The organism is Pseudomonas crudilactis (assembly GCF_013433315.1).
In the GTDB taxonomy this organism is placed as follows: Bacteria; Pseudomonadota; Gammaproteobacteria; order Pseudomonadales; family Pseudomonadaceae; genus Aquipseudomonas; species Aquipseudomonas crudilactis.
Genome location: NZ_WXVV01000010.1, coordinates 191,008 through 206,103 on the forward strand (window position 1 = coordinate 191,008; position 15,096 = coordinate 206,103).

At 58.5% G+C, this 15,096-nt stretch carries 13 protein-coding genes; 8 read left to right on the forward strand and 5 right to left on the reverse strand.

The window, feature by feature from the left end:
- The first annotated feature begins 221 nt into the window (after nt 1–221).
- Nucleotides 222–1,259: an alpha/beta hydrolase family protein gene (locus tag GTU76_RS13470; RefSeq protein ID WP_016984630.1), complete on the forward strand. Its 1,038-nt coding sequence runs from the start codon at nt 222–224 to the stop codon at nt 1,257–1,259.
- A 120-nt stretch (nt 1,260–1,379) separates the two neighbouring features.
- Here GTU76_RS13470 and GTU76_RS13475 read toward each other — a convergent pair whose 3' ends face one another.
- Together GTU76_RS13475 and GTU76_RS13480 are read right to left on the reverse strand one after the other, a co-directional pair.
- On the reverse strand, nt 1,380–2,567 hold the full coding sequence (locus tag GTU76_RS13475; RefSeq protein WP_016984631.1) for an MFS transporter: 1,188 nt from the start codon (nt 2,565–2,567) through the stop codon (nt 1,380–1,382).
- Nucleotides 2,568–2,827: 260 nt separating this feature from the next.
- Nucleotides 2,828–4,414, reverse strand: a complete 1,587-nt coding sequence (locus GTU76_RS13480) for an ABC-F family ATPase (protein ID WP_007914779.1) — start codon at nt 4,412–4,414, stop codon at nt 2,828–2,830.
- Nucleotides 4,415–4,793: 379 nt separating this feature from the next.
- Between GTU76_RS13480 and lpxO the strand changes: the two genes are divergently transcribed.
- Nucleotides 4,794–5,693 carry a lipid A hydroxylase LpxO gene (gene lpxO / locus GTU76_RS13485; protein ID WP_016984633.1) on the forward strand — a complete coding sequence of 300 codons (900 nt, stop codon included), beginning with the start codon at nt 4,794–4,796 and terminating at the stop codon, nt 5,691–5,693.
- 163 nt (nt 5,694–5,856) lie between these two features.
- Here the strand turns inward: lpxO and ku are convergent, their stop codons facing one another.
- Entirely contained in the window at nt 5,857–6,723 is an 867-nt protein-coding gene (gene ku / locus GTU76_RS13490; protein WP_016984634.1) for a non-homologous end joining protein Ku, read from the reverse strand.
- Between the two features lie 189 nt (nt 6,724–6,912).
- Here ku and GTU76_RS13495 point away from each other — a divergent pair, with 189 nt between their 5' ends.
- Both GTU76_RS13495 and GTU76_RS13500 read left to right on the forward strand, forming a co-directional pair.
- Complete coding sequence (locus tag GTU76_RS13495; protein WP_016984635.1) at nt 6,913–7,233, forward strand: hypothetical protein; 321 nt, start codon at nt 6,913–6,915, stop codon at nt 7,231–7,233.
- 52 nt (nt 7,234–7,285) lie between these two features.
- Nucleotides 7,286–8,440 (forward strand): PQQ-dependent sugar dehydrogenase, encoded by a 1,155-nt coding sequence (locus GTU76_RS13500; protein WP_180698810.1) that lies wholly within the window; start codon nt 7,286–7,288, stop codon nt 8,438–8,440.
- 56 nt (nt 8,441–8,496) lie between these two features.
- On the opposite strand, the gene GTU76_RS13505 is transcribed toward GTU76_RS13500, so the two are convergent.
- A complete protein-coding gene (locus GTU76_RS13505; RefSeq protein WP_175554266.1) occupies nt 8,497–9,597 on the reverse strand; it encodes a peptidase C39 family protein in 1,101 nt (366 codons plus the stop codon).
- A 92-nt stretch (nt 9,598–9,689) separates the two neighbouring features.
- On the opposite strand from GTU76_RS13505, the gene GTU76_RS13510 reads away from it, so the two are divergent.
- The 4 genes from GTU76_RS13510 (at nt 9,690) to nudC (ending at nt 14,050) form a co-directional block, all read left to right on the forward strand.
- A complete protein-coding gene (locus GTU76_RS13510; RefSeq protein ID WP_246376036.1) occupies nt 9,690–11,264 on the forward strand; it encodes a RimK family protein in 1,575 nt (524 codons plus the stop codon).
- Between the two features lie 7 nt (nt 11,265–11,271).
- The gene (locus GTU76_RS13515; protein WP_180698811.1) at nt 11,272–12,195 is read left to right on the forward strand and encodes a magnesium transporter CorA family protein; all 924 of its coding nucleotides are present in this window, start codon (nt 11,272–11,274) and stop codon (nt 12,193–12,195) included.
- Between the two features lie 205 nt (nt 12,196–12,400).
- The gene (locus GTU76_RS13520; protein ID WP_180698812.1) at nt 12,401–13,213 is read left to right on the forward strand and encodes a crotonase/enoyl-CoA hydratase family protein; all 813 of its coding nucleotides are present in this window, start codon (nt 12,401–12,403) and stop codon (nt 13,211–13,213) included.
- A gap of 6 nt (nt 13,214–13,219) precedes the next feature.
- On the forward strand, nt 13,220–14,050 hold the full coding sequence (nudC, locus tag GTU76_RS13525) for an NAD(+) diphosphatase (RefSeq protein WP_016986786.1): 831 nt from the start codon (nt 13,220–13,222) through the stop codon (nt 14,048–14,050).
- On the opposite strand, the gene GTU76_RS13530 is transcribed toward nudC, so the two are convergent.
- A complete protein-coding gene (locus GTU76_RS13530; protein ID WP_175554268.1) occupies nt 14,018–14,797 on the reverse strand; it encodes a TSUP family transporter in 780 nt (259 codons plus the stop codon). The two genes, nudC and GTU76_RS13530, sit on opposite strands and share 33 nt — an antisense overlap.
- Between the last annotated feature and the right edge of the window lie 299 nt (nt 14,798–15,096).

A 15,096-nucleotide genomic window follows, 5' to 3' on the forward strand; every position in this document is an offset into this window, starting at 1 on the left:
AACAGCTGATGTTCAGGTAACACCCAAAAAACTCTGTATTCTGGTTCCGCAAGGGGCGAATACGGAGTTTTTTGTTTCTGGCTGTTACATAATCTGGCCCGGGTTATGCAGTCGAACAATCAGTGTCTGAATGCATGTCGTACCGAAGCACCGAATCCCGGCGTTTCTGGCCCGCCACGCAACGGATCTTTCGATTGAGTAACAACAGGGTGGGGCATCCCATGATGCGTCTTTGTGCAACGTTACTGATTTGCCTGCTTGGCAGCCTTAACACAGTGCATGCTGCGCCTGGGCGACACCCTGTGTGGAGCGTCGGTTATCACGAGATGACCTTCCTCGACCCCTTGGATCTGCAACCGATGCGCGCCATCGCGTTCTATCCCTCCAGCGACCGCGAACACCTGAGTCTGCTCGAAGGCTATTCGGTCGAGGCCGGCGAAGACACCAAAGTCGCCATCGGCCGCTTTCCGATGTTGATGCTCTCCCATGGCAACACCGGCACGCCGCTGGCGCTGCACGACCTCGCTACTTCGCTGGCGCGCAAAGGCTTCGTGGTGGTGGCGGTGATCCATCCCGGTGACAACTCCAAAGACCACAGCCGACTCGGCACCCTGAGCAACCTGTACGGGCGGCCGATCCAGATTTCCGAAGCGATTACCGCGACCCTTGGCGACCGCATGCTTGCGCCGTACGTCAATGCTGACCAGGTCGGGGTGATTGGTTATTCGGCGGGCGGCGAGACCGCGTTGATCCTGTCCGGGGCGCAACCGGATCTCGATCGCCTGCGTCGTTATTGCCAGGAACGTCCGGATGATCGTGATGCCTGCAACACGCAGGGTGAATTGATTGTTGATCGGGATGATCTGCAGCCGGTGGCCGATCCGCGTGTTCATGCGCTGCTGTTAATGGCGCCGCTGAGCCTCAAGTTCGGTCGTCACACCTTGGCTGACGTGCATGTGCCGGTGCTGCTCTACAGCGGTGATGGCGACAAACTGGTGGCCTTCGACAAGAACGCCGCCGCGCTGGCGCGCAAACTGCCGACAGCGCCGGATTTCAAATTGCTGGCCGGGGCAGGGCACTTCGTCTTTATGGCACCGTGCAACGAAGAGCAGATTCGCGCCATGCCGGCGTTGTGTACCGATGCTGATGGCGTGGATCGCGAGGATATCCATCGCAACCTCATATCCGAGGCCGGGCGGTTCTTCTCCCATGCCTTGGGCAAACCGACCCGGGCGGGCATGCAGACCGCAGATCAATAACCCCGCAAATCCCTGTAGGAGTGAGCCTGCTCGCGATGGCGTCATACCATTCAACATATTAGGTGGCTGACACACCGCTATCGCGAGCAGGCTCACTCCTACAGGGGATCGCGGCGAACTTCAGGAAATCGCCCGGCGCTGGAGCAGCAGAGTCAGGCCCAGTCCAATCACCGACAACAGCGCCGCACAGAAGAAAATCCACGAATACCCCAGATTCAGCGCCACCGCGCCCATCAGCGGCCCGGCAATCGCCAGCGCCAGATCGAAGAACACCGCATACGCGCCCAAACCGGATCCTCGACTGGAGCTGGGCACCTGTTTGATCGCTTCAACGCCCAGCGCCGGATACACCAGCGACAAGCCAAACCCCGCCAGTCCTGCGCCGATCAAAGCGAATGCGGTGGAGGGCGCCAGCCACAACATCACCAGGCCCACGGTTTCGATGGTCATGCAGGCGATCGCCGACTTGAAGCCACCAAAGCGACTGATCGCCGAAATAAACAGCAGCCGCGATAGAATGAAACATACGCCAAACACCGTCAGGCAATACGCCGCGCCGGTCCAGCCACGGTTGAGGTAATAAAGGGTGATAAACGTGGTCAGCGTGCCGTAGCCGATCGAGGCCAGGGTCAGGCTGGCGCCATACGGGGCGATTCGCCCGAATACCGCCCAGAACGGCAAGCGCTCGCCACGGATCACCGGCACCGACGGTTTATTGCGGATCAGCAGCAATGCGCCAGCCGCCAGCACCGCCAAGGCGATACCGAGGCTGGTGAAGCCGTAATCGGCGACCATTACCACGCCCAATGGCGCGCCGATGGCAATCGCGCCATAGGAGGCGATGCCGTTCCAGCCGATAGATTTAGCCGTGTGCTCGACACCGACCTGGCCCATGCACCAACTGATCGTGCCGACGCCAATCAGCCCCTGAGCGACGCCGAGCAGCAAGCGCCCGATAATCAGAATGATCAGGCTGGCCAGCGGCCAGTCTTGCAGCAGCGTGGAGACCAGTGTCAGCAAACCGCTGAGGACAATCCCCCACAAGCCATAAATGATCGCCCGCTTGGTCCCCACCGTATCCGACATGCGCCCGGCCATTGGCCGGCTGAGCAGGGTGGCCAGATACTGCGAGCCAATCACCAGCCCGGCAATGACTGCGCTGAAACCCAGTTGCTCGTGCACGTAACCAGGCAACACCGCGATCGGCAGACCGATGCAGAGGAAGGCAATAAAGGTATAGAAAACGATGGAGACGATCTGCAGGGTGATCGCCATGGAGCTTTGCGGTGGCTGTTGCTGCGCAGACATGAGGACTCGTTCGCGGGCGGCGGTGGGAGAGTTCGCATCATGGCTTGGGTGTCAGATAAAAGAAAGCAGGCTAACTACTTTCCCAAAAGATTGATGTCGCAGCTACTGGCGTCTTCGCGAGCAAGCTCGCTCCCACAGGGGAATGTATTTCAAATGTGGGAGCGAGCCTGCTCGCGAAGGTAGTAGCACCAGCAAATTCCTCACCCTGAATGCAAAAAGCCCTGTCACATGGGCAGGGCTTTTTAGATTGCAGCAGCTGTTTAGAACACAACGCCCTGACTACGCAGGTAGTCATCGTAAGTGCCGCTGAAGTCGGTCACGCCATCCGGGCTCAGCTCGATGATGCGCGTGGCCAGGGACGATACGAACTCACGGTCGTGGCTGACGAAGATCAGCGTGCCCGGGTAGTTTTCCAGCGCCAGGTTCAGCGCCTCGATCGATTCCATGTCCAAGTGGTTGGTCGGTTCGTCCATGATCAGCACGTTCGGCTTTTGCAGGATCAGCTTGCCGAACAGCATGCGACCTTGCTCACCACCGGAAATCACTTTGACCGACTTGAGGATCTCGTCGTTGGAGAACAGCATGCGGCCCAAAGTGCCGCGAATCATCTGCTCGCCCTGAGTCCACTGACCCATCCAGTCGAACAGCGTGACGTCGTCTTCGAAATCGTGCGCGTGGTCCTGAGCGTAGTAGCCCAGTTCTGCCGCGTCGGTCCACTTGATGCTGCCAGCGTCCGGGGTCAGCTCGTTGACCAGGGTGCGCAGCAGGGTAGTTTTACCGATACCGTTCGGGCCGATGATCGCCACGCGCTCGCCAGCTTCAACCTGGAAGCTGAAGTCTTTGAACAGTGGTTTGCCGTCGAAGCCTTTGGCCATTTTTTCGACGATGACCGCCTGGCGGTGCAGCTTCTTGTTCTGATCGAAGCGGATGAACGGGCTCACGCGGCTCGAAGGCTTGACTTCGGCCAGCTGGATCTTGTCGATTGCCTTGGCGCGGGAGGTGGCCTGCTTGGCTTTCGAGGCGTTGGCCGAGAAGCGGCTGACGAACGATTGCAGCTCGGAAATCTGTGCTTTCTTCTTGGCGTTGTCCGACAGCAGTTGCTCGCGGGACTGGGTCGCCACGGTCATGTACTCGTCGTAGTTGCCTGGGAACAGACGCAGCTCGCCGTAATCCAGGTCAGCCATGTGTGTGCACACGCTGTTCAGGAAGTGACGGTCGTGAGAGATGATGATCATCAGGCTGTTGCGCTGGGTCAGCACGTTTTCCAGCCAGCGAATGGTGTTGATGTCCAGGTGGTTGGTCGGTTCGTCGAGCAACAGCACTTCCGGATCGGAGAACAGCGCCTGCGCCAGCAATACGCGCAGTTTCCAGCCTGGCGAGACTTCGCTCATCGGGCCGAAGTGCTGCTCGATGCCGATACCCAGGCCCAGCAACAGTTCACCGGCGCGGGATTCGGCGGTGTAGCCGTCCATCTCGGCGAACTCGGTTTCCAGCTCGGCCACGGCCATGCCGTCTTCTTCGCTCATTTCCGGCAGCGAATAGATGCGGTCGCGCTCGGCCTTGACCTTCCACAGCTCTTCGTGACCCATGATCACGGTGTCGATCACGGTGAATTCTTCGTAAGCGAACTGGTCCTGGCGCAATTTACCCAGGCGCACGTTCGGCTCAAGCATGACCTGACCGCCGGACGGGTCGAGGTCACCGCCGAGGATTTTCATAAAGGTCGACTTGCCGCAACCGTTGGCGCCGATCAGGCCGTAGCGGTTGCCCGCGCCGAATTTGACCGAAACGTTTTCGAAGAGCGGCTTGGCGCCGAACTGCATCGTGATGTTAGCTGTAGAAATCAAGAGTTATTCCTGCGAAGCATTCTTAAAAAGCGAGGGTGCGGCTGGAGCGCTTGGCCCGAGTCAAAGTGCGCTGAAGCGGAGAAGTCCCGTCATCAACCAAGGGGGGCGCGTAAAGTTTGGCGGCGATTGTACTGGTCTGGCTCTTTAAACGATAGGGCGATCACGCCACGATCGCCGATTGGCATGATCACGGGACAGTTTTTCACAGATGAAGGTTCACTATCAGTTACAAACTGTGGCTAAAATGCCACCTTTCACCGAGCGTCCGGTTACGGCGCGGGCCAAGGACGTGCCATTTGTATTCAGACCACTGCATAAGACGTTGAGCCTCAGGCCGCACGGCGCGCAGTTTGTTCACTTCTGACATGTGACGATTTCCGTGAAACTCATCATTGCTGCTATTTATGTCATTTCCATTGCATACGTTCATCTGCGTGGGCGTGTGCGCCACAAGCTCGGCCGACAACTGAGTGACCATTCGACGTTTCTCGCGCCGATCAACTGCTTCCTTTATCTGTTTTCGAAGAAGCCGAACCAGCCGTACCTGGACCCAAGCGAGTTTCCTGACTTGAGCCCGTTGCAGGCGCACTGGGAAGAAATCCGCGAAGAAGGGCAGAATTTGCTGCGTGCCGGCGAGATCAAACGCTCTAACCAGTACGACGATGTCGGTTTCAACTCGTTCTTCAAAAGCGGCTGGAAGCGTTTCTATCTGAAGTGGTACGGCGAGAGCCATCCGTCGGCGATGAAGCTGTGCCCGCGCACCACCGAACTGGTGCAGAGCATCGGTTCGATCAAGGCCGCGATGTTTGCCGAGCTGCCACCGGGTTCGAAACTGGTGCGTCACCGTGACCCGTATGCAGGCTCGTATCGCTATCACCTGGGTCTGGACACGCCAAACGACGCTGGCTGCTATATCAACGTCGACGGCGAGAGCTACCACTGGCGTGACGGCGAAGCTGTGATGTTCGACGAGACGTTTATTCATTACGCCGAGAACACCACTGACAAGAACCGCATCATCCTGTTCTGCGACATCGAGCGGCCGATGAAGTACCGCTGGGCGGCGGCGTTTAACGCCTGGTTCAGCCGTACGGTGATGTCGGCTGCCGGTGCACCGAACGATGCTGGCGACCGTACTGGCGGGATCAACCGCTTGTTTACCCGGATCTACAAGATTCGCCTGCGTGGCAAAGAGCTGAAGAAACGCAATCGCAAACGTTACTACATGGAAAAGTGGGCGATCTTCGGTGGTTTGCTGGCGGTGTTCATTCTGATCTGATCAATGTAGTGAATTAACTTACGCCTTCGCGAGCAAGCTCGCTCCCACAGTGGAATTGGGTGAATGCGAATTTCGCATTCGACTCAGAACCCTGTGGGAGCGAGCTTGCTCGCGAAGACTCTCTCAAATACAACCTGTCAGTTGCCTGACGATCACTGGATTGTCATTCGCCGGAGGCTTTGTTTGCCCTCTTGGCCGGCGCTGCTTTGGTGGCGGCTTTCGCCTTCGGCTTGACCGCCGCTTTCCCACCCAGACTGCGTTTAAGCAGCTCGGTCAAGTCGATCACATCAGCGGTTTTACGCTCTTCCTCGCCACCCACCGACTCAACATCCTCGATCTTGCCTTCATGGGCCTTTTTCTCGACCAGGGCCATGATCTTGTCTTCAAATTCATCCTTGTAGTCTTCGGGTTTCCAGTCCGCGCTCATGTCCTGCACCAGCCGTTTGGCCATGTCCAGTTCACCCTTGGCCAGTTGCGGTTTGGTCACTTCGCTGCCCAGTTCCAGTTCATCGAGGCTGCGCACTTCTTGCGGCCAGCGTAACTTCACCAGCACCAAGGCAGAATCCAGCGGCATCAACGCTGCGAGGTACTGGCGCGTATGCAGCACCACGCGGGCGAGGGCGACTTTATTGGTTTTGCTCAGTGTTTCGCGCAGCAATGCGTAGACCTTGCCACCGCGCTTGTCGGGTGCCAGGTAGTAGGGCGTGTCGATGTTTTGCAGGGGAATCTGTTCGGCGTCGACGAAAGAAAAAATGTCGATGGTCTGCGTTGAAACCGGGTGCGCCGAGCGGATCTCTTCTTCGCTGAGCACCACATAGCGGCCCTTTTCATAGGCCACGCCTTTGACGATGTGCTCCTTGGTGACCTCTTTGCCGGTGACCTTGTTGACCCGTTTATAACCCACCGGATCCATGCTGCGGCTGTCGAGCCAATCGAAATCCACGCCCTGCGACGAGGTCGCCGAGACCAGTGCGACAGGGATGTGTACCAGTCCGAAACTGATCGCGCCTTTCCAGATTGCCCGAGCCATGATGCGTTCTCCGAGTGATGATCGGATGACCTGCGGCTGTGGCTGAAAGTTTCCCCGAGATGCGCGGGTTTCCAGGGACTCGGTCAAGCCGTGTTACATGTTGTTTAAGGCTTGTGGGTTAACAAATCCGAACCCTGGGCGTAGCGTGGACTCGAAGGCTCTATCCTTGGCCCATCGAGAGGCAGCGTCATGAACCGCATTCTGCTTGGCATCGTCGTCCTGACCCTCAGTGGCGGTCTGGTTCATGCCGACGTCCTGTTGGCGCAAAGCCCGACGGGTAACAGCAACAACCCTTACAACAGCCCGATTCGCCGGGCCAACCCCAACAGCATGCAGGGTACCCAGCCCAGCGCTCCACCCATTCGCGGCCCGAACACTGTACCGACGCCGCGTCAGCCTACGGTCGAGAACCGGGGCATTGGCAACGGCCAGCCGATCCGCTCGGTGCCGAGCACGCCACCCACGTTCATTCCAAACCCACCTTCGCGCAGCGGAGGCAGCAACCGTTGAGCGGCAGAACTGAAGTTTTGCCGGCCATTCAAACGAACAAAAGGAATCGTGCATGTTGCGTAAAACCCTTCTAGCCACACTGTGTGCCGGCGCGCTGCTCAGTGCTCCGGCTTTTGCCGCCGCGCCCAAAGAGCTGCAAAGCGAACAGGGCACCCTCGAAGTCACGACCATCACCGCAGGCCTTGAGCATCCGTGGGCGCTGGCGTTTCTGCCGGACCGCCAAGGCATGCTGGTGACCGAACGGCCCGGCAATCTGCGCGTGGTCGCGGCCGACGGCACACTGTCGGCGCCGATCTCCGGCGTGCCGCAGGTCTGGGCCAAAGGGCAGGGCGGGTTGCTGGATGTCGTGCTGTCGCCGGACTTCAAAGAGGATCGTCTGGTCTATCTCTCCTATGCCGAAGGTGGTGGAGCCGGCGACAAGGCCGGTACCGCCGTCGGGCGCGGGCGGCTCACGGATGACTTGAAGACACTGAAGGATTTCAACGTGATCTTCCGTCAGGAACCGAAGCTTTCAGTCGGCAATCATTTCGGCTCGCGGCTGGTGTTCGATCGCGACGGCTATCTGTTCATCACCTTGGGTGAGAACAATGACCGGCCAACGGCGCAGGATCTCGACAAGCTGCAAGGCAAGGTCGTGCGCATTTATCCGGACGGTAAAGTGCCGGAGGACAACCCCTTTGTCGGCCAGTCCGGCGTTCGTCCCGAGATCTGGGCATACGGCCTGCGCAACCCGCAGGGCGCGGCGCTCAACCCATGGACCGGTACATTGTGGGAGAACGAGCACGGCCCGCGCGGTGGCGATGAGGTGAACATCATCGAACGCGGCAAGAATTACGGCTGGCCACTGGCGACCCATGGAATCAATTACTCGATGCAGCCGATTCCGGAAGCTCAGGGTAAAACGGCCGAAGGCACTGTGGCGCCGCACCATGTCTGGGAGAAATCTCCGGGCGTTACCGGCATGGCGTTTTACGATGCCGATCGCTTTAAACCGTGGCAGCACAATGCGTTCATCGGAGCGCTGGTGACTCAGGAATTGATCCGCTTGCAGTTCGATGGCGACAAGGTGGTGCACGAGGAGCGCTTGCTCGGCGAGCTCAAGCAGCGCATTCGCGATGTGCGGCAAGGGCCGGACGGCTATTTGTATGTGCTGACGGATGAAGAGAAGGGCTCGCTGTACAAGATCGGTCTGAAGCCTGCACCTTGACGGGTATTCCCCTGCAGGAGCTGCCGCAGCCTGCGGCAGCTCCTGCATGTGGAGGCTTACGTTTCGCGGGAATACAAAATCACCGCCGCGCGTAACTTTCCCCGGCCAAACCGGCACATTTTCTCGAATTCCCCATGGCTGACCGGCACATGCTGGCAGTCCATAGACTGTCGATGCTGGCTGTGGTCAACATCCGGGTCGTGCAGGTAAACGAAATCTTCGTCGCAATCGGTCACCACCACCCAATGCGGCGATTTGGAACGGGTCAGCCGATAGCTGCTGATCAACACCAGCGGCTGCCCGCCGGCAGCGAGCAAGCGCGGCAGATCCAGCGCCACACCGATCACGCACTCGACATCGGTGTCCTGCAATTGCGCTGTGAACTCGTCGTGCACCAAACGCATGACGTCTTTTTTATGCGTATCACGCACACCGTCGAGGAACAGCGGCCCAGCCAGACTCAACTGCAAGCACACCTTGAAGCCCCGACGCCACGCCGCCAACGCCAATCCCTGCGGGCTGCAACCGCCATGGCCGGAGGTCATGAACACCGTGGTCGCTTCACGCCAGACCTGCAATTCTTCACGTCGCTCCAGTAGCCGCTCTGATTGCAGTGCGCCCATGGCCATCAACAGACATGCCGGGCCACAGGTGAAGTCGGTGGTTTGCGGGTAGTAAGGCACCTTGATGTTGCGCGAGTCGCGGTGTTGGAGAATGCGTTTCTCCAGGCGCAGCGCATCGGCGTGGTCTTCGTAGTAATCGTGGATCAGCGCAAAGCGCCGGTAGCCGTTGCGCTCATACAGCGCAATTGCGGCAGGGTTGTCGGTGCGCACCTCCAGGCGCAGGTACGCGCAGTCGTGCTCCAGCGCCAGCGCTTCAATACGTTGCAGCAATTGTTTGCTCAGGCCGGTGCCGCGCGCCTCGACGGCTAGCGCAATGGAATACAGCCGCGCAAGCGAGGTGCCGCGATGAAACAACACCAGTGCGTAGCCCAGCAGTCGACCGTCGCACTCCGCCACCAGCAACCGCCCGTGAGCGCGGGTGATCATCCATTGAAAGCTGCGACTGGTGAGCCGATCCGTGGTGAAACACTGCATTTCCAGTGCCAGCAGCGCCGGCAAGTCTTCAACTACCGCCAAACGAAAAACAGCCTTCATATGACCACCGTAAAAGTTGCGTAACGAAACGAGACTTTCGAAAAACTTCGTGCTTAATAGAAAAGGTCTTGTTCTCCAACGGATCAATCTCTATGTCAGCGGTACAGGGTCATTGGCGCGAAGTATCCGAGCAAAGTTTGCCGGCAGCAACTTATTTAAATTCAGCGATTAAAGCCTCCAGTCAAGTGTTGATTATCGTCGAGCGCAAGGAGGACTGGGCTTCATACTTCCCCAGCGAAGACATCCTGACAGCTCAGGAATACCTTGAGCACAGCTGTGGCAGCGAGCCTGGCAAGCGTGTGCAGGTGATCAATCTGTGCCGTAGCTACAAGTATCTGGGCCACGGCTACTACTGCTCGTTGTTGGCCGAAGCCCGGGGGCACAAGGTGATTCCGTCGGTGCGTACCATCAGCGAGCTGACGAAAAAATCACTCTACGGCCTGGCACTGGACGATCTCGATAAAACCCTGGAGAAAGCCCTCAGTCATCATCTCTACAGTGATACCGAAGGTTTTACTCTGACCTTGTATTTTGGCCGAACACATATCGAGCCCTTACAGGATCTGGCGCGGCAGTTGTTTGAAGTGTTTCCCTGTCCGATTCTGTTAGTTGAGTTTCGCCGAACTAACGGTTGGCACATCGAAGGTATAAAGTCCGGCGCCTTGCACAAGTTGCGCGATGATCAGGAAGATCAGTTTGCCAACGCGCTGGACGGTTTCAGCCGTAAAGTCTGGCGAGTGCCGCGCTCGCCGCAAGTGGCGCGTTACGACCTGGCGATACTGCACGATCCACAAGAAGCTTTGCCGCCATCCAACGCCAAGGCACTGGCAAATTTCGTCCGGGTCGGCAAGGGCATGGGTATCGACGTCGAACTGATTGAGCGCAAGGATTACGCACGTCTGGCCGAGTACGACGGTTTGCTGATCCGCGAAACCACCAGTGTCGACAATCACACCTATCGGTTTGCCAAGAAAGCCGAGAGCGAAGGATTGGTGGTGATGGATGACCCGACGTCGATTCTGCGCTGCACCAACAAGGTCTATCTGACCGATCTGCTCAACAGCCATCAACTGGGTATGCCCGCCACCGAAATTCTCTACAAGGAGCGACCCGAAGACTTCGAACGGGTCGGCGAGCGGCTTGGCTTTCCGCTGGTGCTGAAGATTCCCGATGGCTGTTTTTCCCGTGGGGTGATCAAGGTCGAAAGTCAGCAGGCGCTGCTCGAAGCCACCGCCGAATTGTTTGAACACTCGGTATTGCTGCTGGCTCAGGAGTTTTTCTACACCGAGTACGACTGGCGCATCGGCGTGCTCAACCGTAAACCGATCTTCGCCTGCCAATACTTCATGTCCAAGGGCCACTGGCAAATCTACAACCACAAAGCCAAGGGCCAGGACGTCAACGGCGAATGCCGGACCATGGCGATCCACGAGGCGCCGCGCGCGGTGGTGGAATTGGCGGTGAAGACCGCTAACCTGATCGGTGACGGCCTCTACGGTGTCGATCTGAAACAGGCCGGCGACAAAGTGGTGGTGATCGAAGTCAACGACAACCCCAACCTCGACGCTGGCATTGAAGACGCGTATTTGCACGACGACCTGTATTCACTGGTGCTGGAGGAGTTCGTGCGCCGCCTGGAACTCAAGCGTCGCGGTCAGGCCTGGTGACGCGCCGATGATCAACAGCTTCGCACTGAGCCACGGCGCCCTGCAGCGGGTCGAGCGACTGGACGCCGAGGTGATGCTGTTCAGCAATCCCAATGCTGCCGAGCGCGACTTGCTGCACAGTCATTTCAAGGTCGATGAGCATGCACTGGCGTCAGCGCTGGACCCGGACGAGGTGTCGCGCATCGAGTTCCATCCCGACCATCTGTTCCTGATCTGGAAGCGCCCGGAAAACTATTCCGGCGGTGGCAGTCTGGCATTTGAAGTGTCGTCCTGCGGATTGCTGTTCGCGCCGGGACAACTACTGGTGATCGCCACCGACGACACGCCGCTGCACGGCCTCGGCACCCGCCAGCCGTTGAACACGCCGCTGGATGTGTTGCTTGATCTGCTGTTCAACAACATCCACCACTACCTCGGCCATCTGAAGGTGATCAAACTGGTCGCCCGCGAGTTGCAGCAGAAATTCAACGCCTCGATGCAGAACCAGCACTTGGTGCAGATGTTCAACCTCAGCGAAAGCCTGATCTATTACATCAACGCGCTGCACAGCAACGGCGCGGTCCTGACGCGCCTGCGCAATCATGCCGAGAAGCAGCACTTCGGCAGCGAAGCGATCGGTTTGATCGACGACCTGATCATCGAAAACAACCAGTGCTACAAGCAGGCGGAGATCTACTCCACAGTGTTTTCCGGACTGATCGATGCGCGCGGCAATCTGATGAACAACAGCATGAACAACCTGCTGCGCAAACTGACCTTGATCAACGTGGTGTTTCTGCCGTTGAACCTGATTGCCAGTATTGGTGGCATGTCGGAGTTCAGCATGATGACGGCGGGGACACCGTGGTGGGTTTCGTACCCGGTGTTTCTGGCGGCGATGTTGTTGGGGGCGGGGGGGATGTTGTTTGGGCTGCGGCGTTTGGCCAGATGAATTGGGTTGTTTGATCCGGCCTCTTCGCGAGCAAGCTCGCTCCCACAGGGGGAATGCATTTCAAAAGGGTGGGAGCGAGCTTGCTCGCGAAGGGGCCGGCGCAGGCAAAGTAAAACTCAGGACAGTCCCGCATTTGGCCGAACCGCCACTGTGATGCCTTGTTATAGTTCGGGCCTCATTTTCAGCCCGGTAAAGGATCACTGCCATGACTCAATACTCCGCCTTCAGCGTCGAACTGGCCGACAACATCGCCCATGTGCAGATCAATCGTCCGGAAAAGATCAACTCGATGAACGCGGCGTTCTGGAGCGAGATCGTCGAGATCTTCCAGTGGATCGACGACACCGACGAAGTGCGCGTGGTGGTGCTCAGCGGCAACGGTAAACACTTTTCCTCCGGCATCGACCTGATGATGCTGGCCGGCGTCGCCAATGAATTGGGCAAAGACGTTGGCCGCAACGCGCGCCTGCTGCGTAAAAAAATTCTGACCCTGCAAACCTCGTTCAACGCCGTCGACAACTGCCGCAAACCGGTCATCGCCGCCATTCAAGGTTATTGCCTGGGCGGCGCCATCGATCTGATCGCCGCGTGCGATATGCGTTACGCCGCCGAAGACGCGCAATTCTCGATCAAGGAAATCGATATCGGCATGGCCGCCGATGTTGGCACTTTGCAACGGTTGCCACGGATCATCGGTGACGGCATGCTGCGTGAACTGGCTTACACCGGTCGCACTTTTGGCGCTGACGAGGCACGCAACATTGGCCTGGTCAATCGCGTCTACAGCGACAAGGACGCGCTGCTCGAAGGCGTGTTGGACATCGCTCGCGAGATCGCTTCGAAATCGCCGATCGCGGTTACCGGCACCAAGGAAATGATCAGCTACATGCGCGACCATCGCATCGACGACGGTCTCGAATACGTTGCCACCTGGAACGCCGCCATGTTGCAATCCACCGACTTGCGCGTGGCCATGGCCGCCCATATGAGCAAACAGAAACCCGAATTTCTGGACTGAGAAACCATGACATCTCGCTGGACCACTGCAGTACTGGACACCGATCAACCCGGCGGCTGGGCCGTGGCGCGCAGCCCGGACGGTTTTCTGTTCGATGACAACGGCGCGCTGTTCCCACGGGAATGGCTCAAGCGTCAGGACTTGTCGATCCTCGCCGAGCACGGCATCGGCCATCTCGATGGCGAGCCGGTGTACCTATTGGAGTTGCGCAGTGCCAGTGAGGTGCCGGGTTGCAACTGGAAAGGCCTGCGGGCGTTCATGCTCGATGGCGATCACACCATTTATAAAGTGCTCGGTTACGCCGCGCAGATCGGCACGTGGGCCCGCGAACATCGCTTCTGCGGTAATTGCGGCCAGGCGATGACGCAAGTACCGCGTGAGCGGGCGATGTATTGCCAGCCGTGCGATCTGCGCAGTTATCCGCGCATTTCACCGAGCATGATCGTGCTGATCACCCGCGGCGACGAGATTCTGCTGGCGCGCTCGCCGCGTTTCGTCTCCGGGGTTTACAGCACGCTGGCCGGGTTTGCCGAACCGGGCGAGTCGGCCGAGGATTGCCTGATTCGTGAAGTGCGTGAAGAAGTGCAGATCGAGGTGCAGAACATTCAGTACCTAGGCAGCCAGTGCTGGCCGTTCCCGCATTCGATGATGCTCGGCTTCCATGCCGAATACGCCGGTGGCGAGATTGTCTGTCAGGAAGACGAGATCGAAGACGCCCAGTGGTTCAATGTGCACGACCTGCCGCCGTTGCCGGCGTCAAAGTCGATAGCCCGTTACCTGATCGACGTCTACGTGGCGCGGCGTTTAGGCCACGCTGAACCAGTGCTGCCAGGCTAAACGCACGGTCAAACCCAGCACCACGGTGATGAACACCGGGCGAATGAACTTGGCGCCGCCGCTGATCGCGGTGCGCGCGCCAAAGAACGCGCCGACCATCACCGACAAGCCCATGCTCAGGCCGATGATCCAGTCCACCTGCCCGGAAAACACGAACACCGACAGCGCCGCAATGTTGCTGACGAAGTTCATGCTGCGCGCCACGCCGCTGGCCTTGACCAAGTCGATCGGGTAGAGCAGCAGGCTGCTCACCGTCCAGAACGCGCCTGTGCCGGGCCCGGCTACGCCGTCATAGAAACCGAGGCTGAAGCCTTGGGTCGATTGCCATTTCTTTTTGATTGGGGCGTCGCTGTCCAGCGGTGCTTTTGGCGTGCCGCCGAACAACAGGTACAGACCGCAGGCGAAGACGATGACCGGGAGCATCTTGTTCAGCCATTCGGCCGGCAGGTAATGGGCGACGATGGCGCCTGCGAGCGCGCCTACAAGGGTACCGACAATCGCGTGGGTCCATTGGCGCGGGTGGAACAGCTTGCGTTTGTAGAAGGTGAAACTGGCGGTGGCCGAGCCGAACGTCGAACTCAACTTGTTGGTGCCGAGCACCAGATGCGGCGGCAGGCCAGCCGTCAGCAGTGCAGGCGTGGTCAACAGACCGCCACCGCCAGCGATGGCGTCGATGAAACCGGCAATGAAAGCGACTAAGGCCAGAATGGCGAGGGTGGTGAGGTCAACGCTGAGTTCGAAGGGCATGGAATCGGCTTATTCGGCAGGGCGCAGATTTGGCTGCGGGGAGGGCGGTCATGTTACCTGTATCCAACTGTTGCGGCGACCCGGTTGACGCCTTCGCGAGCAAGCTCGCTCCCACAGTTTTTTGGGGTGTTCACAAAATCAATATCACTACAAATCCCCTGTGGGAGCGAGCTTGCTCGCGAAGGCGGCTTCCCAGCCAGTCCAAAATCTACTGTTGCCTACTCAACATCCAGCCAACAAATCTCACTTAAAAAGACACCTGAATAACAGGAAAACCCAACAAAACCAGGCATTCCAAC